We start from the raw sequence: 17,247 nt of genomic DNA, 5'->3' as shown, positions 1-17,247 counted from the left end.
TGCACTGTTGGATGTCCGTACTGCTATGCCAGAAACAATACGAGGCGTTATCACATCATAGATGATTTTGAAAAGCCACAGTTTTTTCAAGGAAATGGCTTTACGGAAATCTTGAACCTGGAACATATAAGATAACCAAGACAGTTTTGGATTCAGGAGCTAGCAGCGAAGGGGATAACTTAAATCGGTATACTATGAGCGCACAGTTTTTAATTGCCGGATGAGGGAGAATGAGATATGTTGAAATTCACTTGGACCAGAGAACCGAAGAGTTACAGCGTGACAGAGGATAAGATTACTGTGACGACATTGCCACATACAGATCTGTGGCAGAGGACGTACTATCATTTCAGGAATGATAATGCTCCTGTGTTTCAAATGGAGACAGAGGAGAAGTTCTTTTCCTTTGTGGTGAAAACAGATTTTGCTGACAGCCATCACCGCTTTGATCAGTGCGGAGTTGTGATGTACCTGGATAGTGAGAACTGGCTTAAGGGCTCAATTGAGTATGAGAACGAGGAGTTCCAGCACCTTGGATCAGTTGTTACCAACCACGGTTATTCTGACTGGGCAACTACTGAGATTCCTGCGTCAGTGAAGTCTATGTGGTATAGGCTGAGCCGCAGGGAAGATGATTACTGTATCGAGTGCTCAGATGATGGAAATAAGTGGAAACAGATGAGAGTTTGCCATATGCATGAGGGTGCTGGCAAGGCGAGATTTGGAATATATGCATGTTCGCCGGAAGACAGCTCTTTTACCGCAGAGTTTACAAATATAGCCCTGACAGAGTGTGCGTGGAAGGCACATGATGGACAGAAGCCGGATGAGGAATAAAATGAATAAATGTTTAAGACCCCACCATGGGATGTGCTTTCAGTTCTATGAAGGCAAGGGCTACAGTGCTGATTTCACGGACCACATGGGACGGGTGAAAAAAGAGCTTGAAGCGGACCCGGAGCAGAAGGTGGTGCTGAAGGCTGAAACAGATATTGTATGCGAGAACTGCCCGAACAATGAAGGCGGCGTATGCACTACCCAGGAGAAAGTACGGCGGTACGATGAGGAAGTGCTGAGTGCCTGCGAACTTTCTGATGGAAGCGAGATCTCTTTTGCCAAATTCATAGGACTTGTCAGAGAGAAGATAATAGATGCGGGTATCCGCGGAGATATCTGCGAAGATTGCAGTTGGGATTACATTTGCAGGGAAAAGAAAAGCCGCTATGAAGATAGTGAGTAATTACGGTACGAAAAAAGGCTGATGCGAGGGTACCTGAAACGGTAAGCATCAGCCTATTCTTGCTGATGGACGCAGAGTAATCTGTAAGCATATGATTGCTCTTTATTTCACTGCTGAACCTAAAGCTGCAGAGGATTTCCTCAAACAAGTGGAAGAGTGGGAAAAAGAGGAAGAGGAGGAAGAGCAGCGACATTACGATGAACTTCGTGATTATGTGAACAGCTTAAGTAAAGCTGAACTTCAGCAGCTTTATTATGACGCGCTAATCGAATTAGAAGACAGACGCAGGAATTATTGGTGAGAAGTATAGAGGTTTTACGACCTCTATATTTTTTTCTGAAAAAGTGTTGACTCTAACGTTACGTCATGGTTTAAGCTATAGTTACACGTGAAGGAGATGAAAGCCATGAAGACAGTAAATGAAGTAAGTAAGCTGACGGGAGTGAGTATACGCACTTTGCAGTATTACGACCAGATAGGACTCTTAAAGCCGCAGAATACACAGAGTCTGGCTACAGACTGTATGACGATGCAGCACTGGAGAAATTGCAGCAGATTGGCCTCCTGGAACTCAAGAAGGAGCACATTGAGAATCTGCTCAATCTGTGTAAATACCTTAAAGCGAGAGGAGTGAGAAGATTGGATTTTACAGCATTTGATAGTAGTAAGCTTGATGAATATTCAAAGAAAGCCAAAGAGCAGTGGGGGCAGACTCCCGAGTATAAAGAGTTTTCGGAAAAGAGCAAGAATTGGACCAAGGAATACGAGAGCGGCCTGATGGCTGATTTTTCCAGGATTTTCGAGGAGTTCGGGCCCATGATCAGTAAGGATCCGGCTTCCGCAGAGGTTCAGGCTCAGGTCAAGAAGATACAGGACTTCATCACAGAGAACATGTATAAATGCACCGATGAGATTCTTTACGGCCTTGGTAAGATGTATGCGGGCGGCGGAGAGTTCACTGAGAACATCGACAAGATGGGCGGCAAAGGAACTGCAGAATTTGTATATCAGGCAATAAAGATTTACTGTGGGAAGTAAACAATTAGTATAATTGTATTTATAAAAATGCTATAAACCGCATATTTTGCACCATAATAATGATATAATGTACGTGCATGGGGATAAATTCTGTCTCCATGCATTTTTGTTTCTGAAATCATTGAGGGATGGTGCGCTGTATGAAAATAATGCAGAATATAAAACGCTATTCAATCTTTTTAATATGCTTATTCACTCTGGCCTTTTTGGGAATTACAGTTTCAGTTAATGCGGGAAATAATGATGCAGACAGTATTGTCATAGGAGTTCCTGCTGACAGATGCCCTGTATTTTATTTGGATCCTGAGACAAAAGAGACCGTGGGGATAGGCATTGATCTCATGCGCGCTGCTGCAGAAGAAGCAGGGTATAGTGCGTCTTTTAAGGTTATCACAGAAAAAACAAATAAAGATGCGTTGGATAATCCTGAGTACGATATGATTATGCCCTTTGGCAGTGCAATAAAGAGTTCGTCCGGCAAAGAGTCTGTTGTTACGGAGAATCTGATTCAGACGCCATTTACTATGGTTACAAAGGGAAATAAGAATCTTCCTTCTTTGGATGAAAGCCATATAGGAATGCTCAGTTCTCTTGCAGGAGGAGCAGAAACGGTTAAGCAGCTTTATCCGGGAATGGAGATTAAACTGTATGATACGATGCCAGAGTGTGTAAAAGCTCTAAGATCAGGAGAAGTGGATGCGCTGATGCATAATTCTTATGTTTGGAGTTATGTCTTACAGAAACCATCTTATTCGGATCTGAAAGTGCAGCCTGCAACTATGTTTTCCATGGACTTCCGAGCAGGGACACTCGATACACCTGAAGGAAGACTTATTGTTGACAGGCTTAATGGGGGCATTGAAAAGCTGACAGATACACGGAAGCAGGCGATTATCCTGGACTATACTTCAAGACGCTTATATCAAAATGACTTTTGGGATTATCTCTTTGAATACAGATATCTTTTGATACTGGGAACGATATTTTTCATCTTATTTATTATAGCTATTGTTCACAAGCAGAAGGCTATACATAGACAACATGAAGAAAAGATACGTGAACTGACTGAAAAAGATCCACTTACAGGGGTGTTGAATCTGGAGGGCTTTAAGAAGCGTGTCGAGGAACTGCTCATTACGCATCCGGAGAACCAGTATCTTCTTTCCTTTAGCAATATTAAGAACTTCAAATTCATAAATGAAAGTATGGGAAGGGAGACTGGAGATGATCTTTTGCGCTTCTGGGCTGAAAGGGCAACTGCGACTTTCTCGGATGAGGAAGCAATGGGAAGAATTAACGGAGACAGATTTGCAGTGCTTCGGAAATTTACTGATGCGGAGCAGATGGGCCGCGATGAAAAAGAAGTTTTTGAGCCTCTCAGAAATTACTTTATAGATAGAGGAAAAGAGATCCAGCTTCAGATATGTACCGGTGTTTTTGCGATTACTCCGGAAGACCACAAAAACATTGATGTGGATCGAATGCTTGATTATGCCAGAATGGCTGAGAAGAAAGTAAGGGAAACATTAAAGACAGGATATGAATTCTACAACCCTGAGCAGTGGGAAAAGGGTAAGCAGATAGTTGACATAAGTGGACATCTACCAGCGGCTCTCCAAGAAGGCGAAATACAGGTATGGTATCAGCCTCAGGTGGATTATAGCTCTGGCACGATAAGTGGTGCAGAAGCTTTATGTCGCTGGAAGCATACAAAGCTTGGCTGGATTTCTCCGGGAGTGTTTATCCCTGTATTAGAAGAAACAGGAATGATCTTTGATCTGGATAGTTACATATGGGATAAGGTCTGCCAGGATCTTCATCGTTGGAATGAGGAAGGAAAACACCGTTCTGTTTCAGTAAACCTCTCTCGTTCAGGCATAAGAGAAGATAGGAATATTTCAGGTATTTTTTATGAACTTATAAAGAAATATGATCTTGATCCGGAACAGCTAAGGATTGAGATAACAGAAACGGCATATGTTGAAAGCCCGGCTTTCCTGATTAAAACAACTTCTGAACTTCGTGAATATGGCTTCCAGGTAGAAATGGATGATTTTGGAAGCGGATACTCATCACTTCATATGCTAAAAGAAGTTCCTGTTGATCGTATTAAAATGGATCTCCATTTTCTTACTGGAGCTGGAGATATGGAAAAGAGCCGTATCATAATCACGCAGGTGATCAAATTGGTAGAGCTACTAGGAATGAAGCTGATTGCAGAAGGAGTAGAGACAAAAGCTCAGGCTGATTTCTTAAAAGAAAGAGGCTGCCAGGAAATGCAGGGGTATTATTTCTTCAAACCAATGCCGGTAGAGGATTTTGAAAAGGCATTTGATAAAGAACTTGATTATGATAAACGAGCATAAGTAATGGAAAGCAGATGATAGATGGAGCGATGGCTTCTTATGTGGGGAGGTATTTCTAATGGAAAAGTACAGATATAGTGATGAGGAATTAAAACTTTTAGAAAACAGTCCCATACCCTTTGCAATTTACCAGTCTGTAGATAAGAGAGTGGTTACGATAGTTCTGTCTGAGGGCTTTTTTGAACTGTCCGGATATAAAGGAATGGATAAAAATGAAATCTATGCCATCTTTGGGAATGATGACAATAAATGCGCTGGCTTGCGCAGATTCTGTTCTGATTCCTGTACAGGCGGCATTCTTTGTAGGAACAAAACTATCTGGATATCCAAGAATGAATATCCTGCGAGCCTTGTAAAGTCAAAATTCTTAAAGCTCAATAATATGCACGTTGAATATGTCATGGATTGCATGAAGGAAAACACGACCAAGGTGAGAAATATTAAAAACTATTTGCTATCGGCTTTATTTAATGCCCCAACAACCATGGGGAGTTATTACCAGTCGGAAGTGAATTGCGATTTTGCCTACAGGAATTGCTGATGAATTAACATGTGAATATGCCTGAATATATAGCGGCAGAGATTTATAATTTATCTAGAAAGATATGTTTCGCGTAAAAAGGAGGTAGGTTATGCCAACAATTATGCCAATATCCGATCTTAGAAATTATACAGATGTACTAAAAGAGGTCGATACTAATAGCAGGGTTTATCTAACAAGAAATGGCCGCGGTGCTTATGCAATAATGTCAGTCGAGGAAGCGGATGAACTTGATCGATTGAGGGCTGTTCATGCTGTCTTATCAGATCTGAAACGAGCTGAAGAGCGTTCAGAACGTGAGGGATGGGTAAGTGACGAAGAAATGCAGAAAGAGATGGGGCTCGAGGATTGAAGAAAATAAAGTATTCCCAGGACTATAGAGATAAGATTCGCAAGATGAAGAGGAAATCTTAACAACGCAGGAGCCTGAAGAAATTTTCAAGCCAGAAATGCCTATCCATGTTGGAGTATGGAAGGTGGAGGATTATGGTGATATCAGTTACTACTACGACTTTACAGAAAACTGCAAAAGAGATATAAGCCTGACAAGTTCACTTTTGACAGGCTGAAATCTGAGTATGGAATGAAATATCATACGTTGACAGCATCTGTTCTTAATGATATGATTTCTCATATTTTCCATGAGGGAGTAGCAAGCGTTTTAACGTAGCAAGTCAACATACTGGCTTTGGCCTGGCTTGTTTTAAATTGCGAGACTCATGTATAGTTGTTTAAGGGAGAACTATGCATGCTGTCATTTTTTCGAAGGAACGACCAAGTATAGTTTTCTGTACTTGGTCTTTTTATTTTTCTTTTTGTTAGGAGATGGATTATGGGCTTATTTGAAGTACTGCTATTGGCGATAGGTTTGGCGATGGATGCGTTCGCGGTCTCTATTTGTAAAGGTCTTGCAGTAGGCAAGGTCACAAAGAAAGAGTATCTCTTGTGTGGCGTATGGTTTGGAACATTTCAGGGAGTTATGCCTCTTATAGGTTATCTGGTGGGTTCCAATTTTGTTAAGCTGATCAGCATGGTGGCGCCATGGGTGGCTTTTATTCTACTGTCACTGATTGGTGGTAATATGATCAAAGAAGCGCTTGGTCCGGATGAGGAAGTATCACCGGGATTCGATGTCAAGACGATGTTCATGATGGCTGTAGCTACAAGTATTGATGCTTTGGCAGTCGGCATCACTTTTGTAGCAGTACCGGTTGAGATCATTGATTCAGGAAGACTTATCAATGTTGTGATTGCAGTAATCATTATCGGAGTCATTACTTGTATCATTTCAATGGCAGGAGTTAAGATAGGCAGCGTTTTCGGGGATCGATACAAGGCAGGATCCGAGATCATGGGCGGAACAATTCTTTTGTTCATTGGATTCCGAGCACTTATAACACATTTGGACAGCGCTAATACACTCTCCGACACCGAGATAATATTTGGAATGCTGATTCCTCTTGTCGGAACACTCCTGGGCTCGCTGATCATCTATGCTCAGAAGGCTCAGCTCTCGGACAAGATGAGGGCTGTACTGGTTGGATTCAGTTCAGGAATTATGCTCTCAGCAGCAGTCTGGGCTATGATAGAGCCTGCAGTTAAAGGCTTTGACACCAATGTACATAAGGGAATCATTCCTGTAACCATATTCTTTTGTGTAGGCGTGCTCTTCCAGATTCTTCTTGATAAATTCATACCACACACACATGTTTATTCCGATATAACCGAAGGTCCGGAAAGTGAATTGAGCCCCAAAATAAAGGCTGTGCTGAAGGAAGTGATCCATCATGCTCCCGAAGGAATAGCACTTGGAACTATTTACGCAGCTCACTTCATGGAGACTGAATGGATATCATCATCGGTTGCGCTTGTCCTGGCTATTGCCATCTCACTTCAGAACATCCCGGAAGCGCTCAACGTTTCACTTTGGCTTAGAGAAGCAGGAACCAAAACCGGTAAGGCATTTCTTATGGGAGTTGTATCCGGTGCACCAATACCGCTTCTAGGTATTATCACTGTTGTACTGGTTGTTTTATTCCCCGGCCTTCTGCCTTATATAATGTCAGTTTCCGGTGGAGCTCTTGTTTATACCACCATCGAGGAAATTCCTCAGATAGCCCTGAAGCAAGACAACGACAGAGGCGCACTTACCTTCGCAGTAGGCTTTGCAATCGTTATGTTAATGATCTTTCTTTAAATTAAACGTTAGCCTTCCTCCCTACAACAACTCGCTTAAAAAGGGAATTAAACATAGATGGACTTTGGTGACTCATATAGCGCCAGAGTCCTTTTTTTAATATAATTGGATGATAGATGAAATAAAGAAAAGGATGACGTGGGTATATGATACAACTGCCTTTTTCTGATGAACTGAATATTGGCTATTTGAGCAGACTTTTTGATGATACTAGCAACTGCTATAAGTTTTTCTGGTTTTAGGCTATCCTAAGGAAACTGACACCTGAGCACACCAGATTTTCTTTTGATGAGCTCATAAATGAGATGATTGCAGATGCCTGGTACATGGTAATGATTACACCGGATTTTCTGTACGGCATTTGGTAATGGATATTATGGAGTTGGAGAAAAGGTGGGCAATGCTTTTAAGGATGGCGCAAAGCTGAAGTGATAAAGAGATTTAAAGAGGGGCAAAAAGTTATTGGAAATCCTTGAAGAATTAATTGGATAATACTGAAAAAGGACTAACCATGCCACGCCTTTTAGGATGCTTAGGAGTGGCTGATTAGTCCCTTTTTCAGGAATACTTCGTTTAAGATGAATAAAATTGGCTTTTTTTGACGCTTAAAGCTTATGCATCCCCATCACAGATTCTCAAAAATACTTGTTCTCTGGTTCAGTGTTTCAGTAACTTTATTATTCTCGCTCATGGCATTGTCTATACCCTGGATCTCACCTACAATCTCAGTTGAGTTGGTAGCAGAGAGGCCGATGGCTTCTGAGCTTTGTTTTACGGATTCTGTGATGGAACCGACAGAATCAGCCATCTTATCCATTATGATATTCAGGTTGTCAGCCTTGCTGGTGAATTTCTCAAGCATCTCATCCATTAGGATAGCAGCCTGCTCATATTTATCGCCGGTTTCTACGAAAGAGTCATAGTCTGCAATAACTGTATTGTTGATGAAATCAATGACTTCAAGTGCGTTGTCTGACAGACTCTTAACTGCATTTGTTACTTCATTGCTGATAACCTGGATGTTACCTGCCGTCTGTCTGCTGCTTTCAGCAAGAGAACTGATTTCGCCTGCTACAACAGCAAAGCCTTTTCCTGCTTCACCCGCTCTTGCTGCTTCAATGGAAGCATTAAGAGCAAGAAGATTTGTCTGTGAAGCGATGTCCAGAATAACATTTGTAAGTTCGTTTATCTGTGAAACCTTTTCACTGTTCTTTACAGACTCCTGTAGTACATTGCCAAGTTCAGAGATCTTGCTGCCTGTGTTTTCCTTCTTCTGTGCAGCTGTAGCCTTGATCTCATCAGCTTCGTTTCTGATACCAATGGCTGTTTGTGCACCCTCTGAGGCTTCGTGTCTTATCTCATCAGCTGCATCTTTAACTTCTTCAAGTCGGCCGTTGATCTGATCTGCTGTAGTTGCAACTGTATCCATGCTGGCTGATAATTCCTCAAGAGCTGCAGAAGTGTTTGTGATATTGTCGCTTGCTCTCTGAATCTTATCTGTCATTTCGTCAGATGAAGTTCTTAGTACAACGGTGCCATCCTTTACGTCACGTATGATCACCTGAAGGGTTTCTATAAACTGGTTGATACCCATGATAATGGACTGCAGCTCTGTTTTTGAGGCGGTTTTGATACGTACTGTAAGATCACCTTTTCCTGCATTTATATTATCAATGATTGATGTTACTTCAGAAGAAATAGCACTTATCTTATTGCTGATTCTTACAATACCAAGGCCAAGGTTTACGAGAATGCACAACACAATAATGATCATACCTATATATGCATTTCTTTTTGCTGAGTCTAATCTAAATTGAAGAAAAGCATTCATTCCATCAGAGAGGCTTTTGATGGTTGCTTCGGCCGTATCAAAGGATGCATTCATAGCGTTCATGTTGGGATAATAAGTTGAAGACAGAATGCCAAATACAGTATTCATATCCTTGGCTTTACAACCCGCTGCGATTTTATCGGCATCAGCAAGATATGTATCCAGTGCAGTGGAGAGCTCTTTAAAAATCTGATCACCGTTTTGACCCTGAGTTACAAGAAGGCTGGTACTAAGGTAATTTAGCGCATCAGGGATCTGTGCCTTGGCAGCGTCTATATCACTTAGATACCCCTGTATTGTAGCTTCGTCAACGGTATCGATAGTCGAGGCTCCGATAAGAGCGCTGAGTCTGCCGTCGATAAGTAGAGTTGCCTGTTTTATTTTTGCTTCGGCTATAAGAGTTTCTGCTTCACCCTGGCTGGCAGTGACAGCAATTTCCTTCATTCCTATTAAGCTGTTAATAAGAACAATTGTAACTATAACAAATGCCAGGAGTATAACCAGATTTACAGATAAATTTTGGAATACAATTGATTGGAAAATATTTCCTTTTTTTAAGATATTTTCCTGTTTTGAGTTTTGTTCGCTTGCCATTTTTCTTGCCTCCTCAAGTTGAATAACAAAGATTACTATTTAAAAGTGACATAGTAAGCATATTTTATGAATATTAAGTACTTATATAATTATTATATCAATCAGCCCAACAGCAGCTATTAAATGATTCTAAAAACTTCATTAATTTCTTTCATAAGGATTACATATTATCCCAAACAGAATATTTCTTCATTGGAATGGTGATAAGATGATTAAACTACATGAAAAAGGAGAAGAAATATTTTTGGCCGATGGCCAGGCAGTTTACATTATTTGCAATTGTTAGGATATGCTCTTTCTATACTCCTTGGGTGTCATCCCATATTTCTTTTTAAAAACATTCTGGAAATAACTCTGGGAAGAAAAACACAGATATTCACTGATCTCACTTATGGAGCGATCAGAGTAGTGGAGGAGGCTTCTGGCTTCCTCCAGTTTTTTTCTCATGATAAAAGAGCTGATGTTAAAGCCCAATTCTCTCTTGAATTTCTTGGAGAGGGTGCTTCGCTCCATGCCAAGGTGATCAGCAATCTCTTCTACAGAGATGTCCTGATTGACGTGATTGGAGATATATTCGATGGCCCTGTAGATATCAATGGTCATTCCGGAAGGAATCTTTGCTTCCGAAACTCTCTTGGTAAAGTCCATAGCTGCCGTGGCATTAAGGAATGTGATGGCCGCAGAGTCCGTCATCTTTTCCGCCTCCTGGATATAGGAGTCGGAGAGAAGATACGCTGTTTCCACATCCAGTCCGCCTTCAACAGCTTTTCTGGTGATGATGGCGATGGAGCTGATAAAGATGTTCTTGGCCTGGCGCAGTGAGTCACCCGCCACTTTTCCTTCAGTTATCCTTGGCGCATTTTTGAAGAATGCTTTGAGGCCTTCCACGTCACCTCGATGAATGTATCCGTAGTATTCCTTCTCAAAGAGATACGTATTGTGGAAACGCTCATTTTCCTTGATATCCACAAGTTCTCTTGTATGCTTTTGCCCGATAGCTTTCTCTTTTCCCTGATCAAATACGTTGAACTTGGAGATAATGTCTATGGTCTCGCCATTCAGTTCCCTGTTGATCAGGGCAAGGATATTGAAAAACTGAGAGTTTGAAAACAGAGGAGTCTTGCGATAGAACTCCTCTATTCCCAGCTTGTATTCCACAGGCAGAGAGTACTCTTTTATCATGTGATCGATGATGTCAGAGGTTATTGTGACATTGCTTACAGGTCCTACGATTATGGTTTCACCGGTGTTAAAGTTCTGTATTATTCCTAAAAAGAGAAAGTCTTCTGTGAATCTGAAACTGACATTCTCGTTACTTTCTGTAAGAAGCCCCTTATATGCAGAGATAAAGTCCACCGGCAGCTCATTTGCAGGGAATGCCATAATAAGCTCGTCTTTCCTGAAGTAGTGGACAGGAATATATGCCGCGTTGTATAGAAGATTTAGGAAGTCTTCGATTTTTCTTTTTCCAGCCATTATAATTCACCTAATTACAAATAAATTCACGTGCTTGCAATAATATTATCTACAGATACACCACAATGTCAATAAAGAAAGAGATGCACTGTGTGTGATATTTAGAGGAGGATACAAAGAAATGGCAAAGAAACCACTTGGACTCGATAAATCCGGTGTCCAGAAAGTAATGAGAAAGGGAGATTATTTTGCGGACTCATTGGGACAGTTCGCCCTTAATTCAATGTCAGGTCTTGTCGGATTGCTGACATACTTCTACACAGATAAGGCTGCGATGGCTGCGGGAGCTGTTGCAACAGTATTTAAATCTGGTACTGGATAACGCAGCCGAGTGCACTGTGCTTCTTAAAAAGAACGGGAAATTTGCTATGGAGAGGAATAATCAAATGAATTTATATGACCTTAGAATAGAATATGACAAAGCTCCTTTCGGACTTTCAGTAAAAAATCCAAGGTTTTCCTGGAAACTTAAGTCCGGCAGGACCGATACCATGCAGAAGAACTATCGCATTGTTGTCACTGAATCTGATAGCGGAAACACTGTCTGGGACAGCAAGTTGATAGAGTCAGATGCATCAATACATGTGGAGTATGCGGGAGATGCTCTTTTAGATGAGACGGCATACAGTGTTCACGTGGAAGCCTGCGACAATCATGATGAAAAAAGCGAGATTGAAGGCGGTTTCATTACCGGTATATTTGACCCTGCAAGCTTTCAGGCGCGCATGATCACCCACGACTTGTCAGAGGATAACAAGAGCTGTCCTGTGTTCTACAGTTCTTTTGCTACCAGGAAAAAGGTTAAAAGAGCTGTTGCCTACGTCACAAGCTACGGCGTTTATGAGATGAGCGTAAACGGAAAGACTGCAGGAGACCTGAGAATGGCTCCCGGGTGGACCAGCTACAAAAACAGGCTTCAGTATCAGATCTATGATATTACTGAGCTTATTGATAAAAGAAACTTCGTTGAGATCACAGTTGGAAACGGATGGTATAAGGGCATCCTTGGATTCACTCTAAAGCCCAATAATTATGGTGACAGGGTTGCTGCTTTTGCTGAGATTCACGTTTTCTATGAGGATGGAAGCTGCGACAAGATCTTTACTGATGAGAACTGGGGCGTAAGAGAAGGGCAGATTCTATCAAGTGAGATCTATATGGGAGAGTCGGTAGATACCACAAAAGCTGATTTTGCAGAGGGTAAGGTATCAGTAACGGAGTTCGATCCAAAGACCCTTGTTGCCCAGGAAAATGAGCCTGTCAGGGTAACAAAGAGGCTTAAACCCGTAAAGATATTTACAGATCCCGAAGGCAATAAGCTTGTGGATTTCGGGCAAAACCTTACAGGTGTTGTTGAGCTTAATATAAAGGGCAAAAAAGGGCAGAAGGTAACAGTTAAGCATACTGAGACCCTGGATAAGAACGGAGTCTTTTATCCTGAAACTTTGCGAAAAGCCGTGTCCATAGATGCGTTTGTGCTTAATGGAGAGAGGCAGGTTCTTTCACCTAAATTCACTTTCCATGGCTTCAGGTATGCGAAGATCGAAGGCATTGAGGATCTCACAGAGGACATGTTCACAGCTCTGGTGATCCACTCTGATATGGAAGAGACCGGAGATTTTGAGTGCTCAAATAAGAAGGTCAATCAGCTCTATAGCAATGTGACCTGGAGCTTTAGGGATAACTTCCTTGATGTTCCGACAGATTGCCCTCAGAGGGACGAAAGGCTCGGCTGGATGGGAGATGCCCAGGTTTTTTGCTGGACTGCTTCAGAGATCAGAAACACAGCCAGGTTCTACAGCAAATGGATGAAGGATATTGGTGCCGAGTCATCTCTTGAAAAGGGTGTGCCTCATGTGGTTCCGGATATACTGGGCTCCTACAGTTCGTCAGCCTGGTCGGATGCAGCTGTTATCATTCCATGGGCTGTTTATCAGACCTATGGCGATACAAGGATTCTTTCAGATTCCTGGCAGTGCATGCATGAATGGGTTGATCATATAAGGAATCACTGCGGCGATAACGGCCTTTGGCAGACCGGCTTTCAGTACGGTGACTGGCTTGCGCTGGATAAGGAGGAGATGGCTGACAGGACCGGTGCGACAGACAAGTATCTTATAGCAAATGCTTACTATCTGTATGTGACCGATATTGTGAGAAAGACAGCCAAAGTTCTCGGACATTCCGATGCCGAAAAGAGCTACTCTAAGCTTTATGAAAAGACCCTTGAAGCCTTCAGGAGTGAGTATTATACCTCGACAGGACGTATCGTAAGTGAGACACAGACCGGGGCAGTGATATCTCTTTTCTTCGGCCTGGCAAGAGAAAAGGACAGAAAGCGAATCCTTGATGCTTTGGTTGAAAATATAGCTGCACACAAGAATCACCTGGTGACAGGTTTTGTAGGAACTCCATACCTTTGCCATGTGCTTTCCGAGAACGGCGCTCATGATCTGGCAACAGTTCTTTTCATGCGTGAGGACTATCCTTCATGGCTCTATGCCGTAAATAAGGGGGCAACAACGATTTGGGAGAGATGGAATTCCATCACACCGGAGGGTGACTTTGATGTGTCCGGAATGAACTCTCTTAATCACTATGCCTATGGTTCGATCGCAGACTGGATGTTCAGGAAGATAAGTGGAATCGAGCAGCTTGAGCCCGGATACAAGAGATTCAGGGTAAAGCCGATGCTGGTGAAGGGCATTTATTCTTTCGACAGGTCTTTTGAAACCATGTACGGAACCATAGAGAGTCATGTGAGCTGCAAAGATAGAAGGATAAAGGTTAAGGTTGTTGTTCCGGTTAATACTACGGCTGAGTTGACCCTTCCTGAGCAGACTGAGACTAAGGTGCTTGGTTCCGGAACCTATGAGTTCGACTATGCTACTGATACGGATCTGACTGTGGAGAGATACAGCATGGAGAGCACTCTTGGCGAGATATTGCAGAATCAGCTTGCAAAGGACATGTTTGAACAGTTTGCTCCGGGAATGCTGGATAATCCCATGATCGGATATGCCATGGGCATGACTCTTACGGAGATGCTGGTTCAGGCTCCTGAAGCAAAGCCTATGTATGAAGCTGTAATAGCAGCTCTTAATGTGCAGGAAAAAGCAAATAACCAGGGCGCGGCTTTTGATGGAGATATAAGAAAATACTAAAGGAGGGAAACTTTAAAAAATCTGCAATTTATGATATAGTCTAAATGTTTTGTTTGAAGATTTGAGGGGGAACGAATCTTCAAGGGAAGTATGTAAAAGTGTTTAAAGAGTATAGTTTGGGGTCTGAAGGGGAAAAATCATATAAATTCTAAGGGATGGAATGCCATAATGGCATTTCCTCCCTTTTTGTGTGCATTTCGTCCTCAAATCTATGCATTTCGTCGCAAAAATCACCGGGAATTATAATTTTACAGTATGATAATCAAGCTGGAAAAGGGAGGAATGAAGAATGGGAAAAATGAAAAAATTACTAAAGACAGTTGCTTGCGCAACATTGGTATTTACACTTAGCATGCCAATGACAGTTTCTGCTAATTTATCAAGCGTATCAGTTAATAAAGATGTAAGCAATGATGGAACTACCACATATACAAATCGTGCAAATGGTAAAAGCTATGTGAAATATGCAGATGGAACCTCAGCAGGAGATACAGATTTCGTTAACTTATCGAGAATAGAATCTGATAAACAAATGATCAGAGTGGGGGATATTAACGAAGTTAGTATTTACCCTTCATATAATCAAACTATCAGTAATGTAAAAGTTATAAGCGGAAAGAAGAATCTGACAGCTAAAATCTCAAGTAAAAATATAACTAGAAATATGATCATAAATTGTAGTCAGGAAAGTGATGGCAGATATTACTACAAGGATCAGAGAACAGATGAAAAGATATATACAGACAGTAAGCAGGTCGTTGTAACTAAAGTATCATATAGTATAAGAATTACCGGTAAAAAGAAAGGTAAGGCCAAGATAAGCTTTCAGTTTAATGACATAAATGGAAATAAGGTCCAAACAAGAACTCTTAAAGTATCGGTAGTTGATAATGCAAAACCGGTTAAACAGGTTACATTTGGCGGTAAGAATGTATTGGTCGATATGACGGACAATAGCAAATATATATATGCCGGCAATTCCAAAAATGGCACAGGCTACACAACAAAGAAAAGCGGCAAATTAAAAGTAAAAATGAATAAGTATGCAAGACTTAAGAGTATCTATATGGTTACTAATACTCCCTATATTAATAAGGAATATGATAAAAGCTATGGATATACAACCGGATATTATGCTCAGAATGGAACGAATGCTGTAGATATTAATGGGGATGGAGATTTCAATGATGAAATAGATGGAATCAAGGAAAGTGCAAGCAGTGATAAGGTCTATAAAAAAATTAAAAATGGATCAAAAGTAAAATTAAGTAATGTACCTGATTCTGTAACAAATACCTCAATAACTTTGGATCGCGAGGAAGGGTTGAAGGATTATAGCTATTTAGAGCAGAATTCATCTAATATATCTACAACACAATTCATTATTATTATGCAGGATAAGCGAACAGGAGAATATTTATCACAGACTGTTTCAATAAAAAGAAGAATCTCGAAGTAAAAGAAAATCAGTAAATTATATGAATAAAACCGGAGGTAGCTATGAAAAAGTTCATTAACATAAATATAAGCATGGTGCTTTTTGCAACTATGCTGATCACATCAAATATTGATACTAATGCCTTCTATAGAGCTAATGCTGACAAAGAAAATGTCAATATTACAATAGATAAGGATAATAACGGGAATGTAACATACACTAATAAAGCAAACGGTAAAACATATACTAAATATTCAGATGGTAGTAAAGCCGGAGACGAAGATTTTGAGATAATAAATCAGGATATACAAAAAAATGTAACTGTAGAGGAAGGAAGATATAAGGAAATACAAATATCACTTCCCTATGGGCAGACATCTATAAGTAAGCTCAAAGTAAAAAAAGGAAAGGGTGTCATTTCAACAAAGATAAGTGGGAAAAAGATAGTAAGAGGAGTACCACCTAAAACATATACTGAGGCAGGCGGAAAAAAATACTACAGAGACAGAATAACCGGTGAAAGAATATTCATAACCGGTGAGGCACCATTATTAGATTATGCAGATTACACTATAAGGATATATGGTAAAAAGAAGGGTAATGCAAAGCTTCAGTTCAATATAAATGACATAAATGGCAATGTAGTAGCCAAAAAAAATATAAAAATAAAAGTATCCGACAATGGAAATGCGGTAGTTTCGGCTACATTTGCAGGAAAATCACTCATCTACGACTATTCTAAAAATGCTGATAATAAGAAGTACATTTACTATAATGGCACAACTGATGGTGCTATGTGTACTACAAAGGCAAAAGGAAAATTAAAAATAAAGCTTAATAAAAATTATAGGCTAAAAGGAATATATCTTAAGAAGAGCAATGAGTTTGAAGATGTTTCATATAGTAATACATCACAGTATGCAGGAACTTATGCCAAAAGAAAGAAAACATCTCTTGATTTAAATGGGGATGGTGATTGTAACGACGTAATTGATGGAATTAAGGAAAGTTTAGAAAGTAGCTATCATTATGAAAAAGTAAATAATGGAAAGCAAATCACTTTAAATAAAGTTCCAACCAATTATGAAAATGAAAATTCTGTAAACAAAACAAATGGTGAAACTACAGAATTGTATTATGCTCCTAGAACATCTAAGACTGAAATAATAGTTATTTATCAGGAAAAAGAAACAGGTATATATTACACCTGGTCAAAAAGCATATTAAAGAAAATCAAATAATGATTAGAGGGAGAGGACATGAGAAAGAAAAGTAAGGGGATCAGAGCGCTATCTCAAATACAGGGGAGACTTTGAAATTTTCTCTGTAAATATGGAACTTCTATGATAATTTAGATTTGTG

At 40.5% G+C, this 17,247-nt stretch carries 15 protein-coding genes and 3 pseudogenes; 15 read left to right on the top strand and 3 right to left on the bottom strand.

Features of this window, described 5'->3' with window-relative positions; genetic code table 11:
- From G608_RS24450 to G608_RS24315, 11 genes and pseudogenes are all read left to right on the top strand, one after another.
- Positions 1 to 93 (top strand): annotated as a pseudogene (locus G608_RS24450) (radical SAM mobile pair protein A); the annotation flags it as partial.
- A gap of 144 nt (positions 94 to 237) precedes the next feature.
- Positions 238 to 837, top strand: a complete 600-nt coding sequence (locus G608_RS0114630) for a DUF1349 domain-containing protein (protein WP_026496657.1) — start codon at positions 238 to 240, stop codon at positions 835 to 837.
- A 1-nt stretch (position 838) separates the two neighbouring features.
- The gene (locus G608_RS0114625) at positions 839 to 1,240 is read left to right on the top strand and encodes a DUF1284 domain-containing protein (RefSeq protein ID WP_051209389.1); all 402 of its coding nucleotides are present in this window, start codon (positions 839 to 841) and stop codon (positions 1,238 to 1,240) included.
- A gap of 91 nt (positions 1,241 to 1,331) precedes the next feature.
- The gene (locus tag G608_RS23950) at positions 1,332 to 1,541 is read left to right on the top strand and encodes a hypothetical protein (RefSeq protein WP_442852228.1); all 210 of its coding nucleotides are present in this window, start codon (positions 1,332 to 1,334) and stop codon (positions 1,539 to 1,541) included.
- Between the two features lie 105 nt (positions 1,542 to 1,646).
- Complete coding sequence (locus tag G608_RS24600; protein WP_330367042.1) at positions 1,647 to 1,874, top strand: MerR family DNA-binding transcriptional regulator; 228 nt, start codon at positions 1,647 to 1,649, stop codon at positions 1,872 to 1,874.
- Between the two features lie 5 nt (positions 1,875 to 1,879).
- Entirely contained in the window at positions 1,880 to 2,278 is a 399-nt protein-coding gene (locus tag G608_RS24595) for a TipAS antibiotic-recognition domain-containing protein (protein ID WP_330367041.1), read from the top strand.
- A 149-nt stretch (positions 2,279 to 2,427) separates the two neighbouring features.
- Positions 2,428 to 4,644: an EAL domain-containing protein gene (locus G608_RS0114610; protein WP_442852227.1), complete on the top strand. Its 2,217-nt coding sequence runs from the start codon at positions 2,428 to 2,430 to the stop codon at positions 4,642 to 4,644.
- 215 nt (positions 4,645 to 4,859) lie between these two features.
- Positions 4,860 to 4,943: pseudogene (locus G608_RS24590) on the top strand (ParA family protein); the annotation flags it as partial.
- A 23-nt stretch (positions 4,944 to 4,966) separates the two neighbouring features.
- Positions 4,967 to 5,185, top strand: a pseudogene (locus G608_RS23945) (DUF6017 domain-containing protein); the annotation flags it as partial.
- Between the two features lie 91 nt (positions 5,186 to 5,276).
- Entirely contained in the window at positions 5,277 to 5,537 is a 261-nt protein-coding gene (locus G608_RS0114600) for a type II toxin-antitoxin system prevent-host-death family antitoxin (RefSeq protein WP_026496653.1), read from the top strand.
- A gap of 480 nt (positions 5,538 to 6,017) precedes the next feature.
- A complete protein-coding gene (locus G608_RS24315; protein WP_081677442.1) occupies positions 6,018 to 7,382 on the top strand; it encodes a manganese efflux pump in 1,365 nt (454 codons plus the stop codon).
- Between the two features lie 238 nt (positions 7,383 to 7,620).
- Here G608_RS24315 and G608_RS24145 read toward each other — a convergent pair whose 3' ends face one another.
- From G608_RS24145 to G608_RS21365, 3 genes are all read right to left on the bottom strand, one after another.
- Entirely contained in the window at positions 7,621 to 7,743 is a 123-nt protein-coding gene (locus G608_RS24145; protein ID WP_255345352.1) for a hypothetical protein, read from the bottom strand.
- A gap of 264 nt (positions 7,744 to 8,007) precedes the next feature.
- Positions 8,008 to 9,807, bottom strand: coding sequence for a methyl-accepting chemotaxis protein (locus G608_RS0114585; RefSeq protein ID WP_026496652.1), 1,800 nt, complete (start codon positions 9,805 to 9,807; stop codon positions 8,008 to 8,010).
- A 282-nt stretch (positions 9,808 to 10,089) separates the two neighbouring features.
- The gene (locus tag G608_RS21365; protein ID WP_051209388.1) at positions 10,090 to 11,283 is read right to left on the bottom strand and encodes a helix-turn-helix domain-containing protein; all 1,194 of its coding nucleotides are present in this window, start codon (positions 11,281 to 11,283) and stop codon (positions 10,090 to 10,092) included.
- 121 nt (positions 11,284 to 11,404) lie between these two features.
- On the opposite strand from G608_RS21365, the gene G608_RS0114575 reads away from it, so the two are divergent.
- The 4 genes from G608_RS0114575 to G608_RS0114560 all read left to right on the top strand — a co-directional run bounded on the left by G608_RS0114575 (position 11,405) and on the right by G608_RS0114560 (position 17,126).
- Positions 11,405 to 11,605 (top strand): hypothetical protein, encoded by a 201-nt coding sequence (locus G608_RS0114575; RefSeq protein WP_026496651.1) that lies wholly within the window; start codon positions 11,405 to 11,407, stop codon positions 11,603 to 11,605.
- A gap of 64 nt (positions 11,606 to 11,669) precedes the next feature.
- Complete coding sequence (locus tag G608_RS21360; protein ID WP_051209386.1) at positions 11,670 to 14,447, top strand: alpha-L-rhamnosidase; 2,778 nt, start codon at positions 11,670 to 11,672, stop codon at positions 14,445 to 14,447.
- 289 nt (positions 14,448 to 14,736) lie between these two features.
- On the top strand, positions 14,737 to 15,906 hold the full coding sequence (locus G608_RS0114565; RefSeq protein ID WP_026496650.1) for a hypothetical protein: 1,170 nt from the start codon (positions 14,737 to 14,739) through the stop codon (positions 15,904 to 15,906).
- A gap of 41 nt (positions 15,907 to 15,947) precedes the next feature.
- Entirely contained in the window at positions 15,948 to 17,126 is a 1,179-nt protein-coding gene (locus G608_RS0114560; RefSeq protein ID WP_026496649.1) for a hypothetical protein, read from the top strand.
- Positions 17,127 to 17,247 lie beyond the last annotated feature (121 nt).

Origin of the sequence: Butyrivibrio sp. WCD3002 (genome assembly GCF_000424265.1) — a bacterium.
Lineage (GTDB): Bacteria > Bacillota > Clostridia > Lachnospirales > Lachnospiraceae > Butyrivibrio.
The sequence above is the reverse complement of the archived record's forward strand: the minus strand, read 5'-3'. Positions and strand labels throughout refer to the sequence as shown.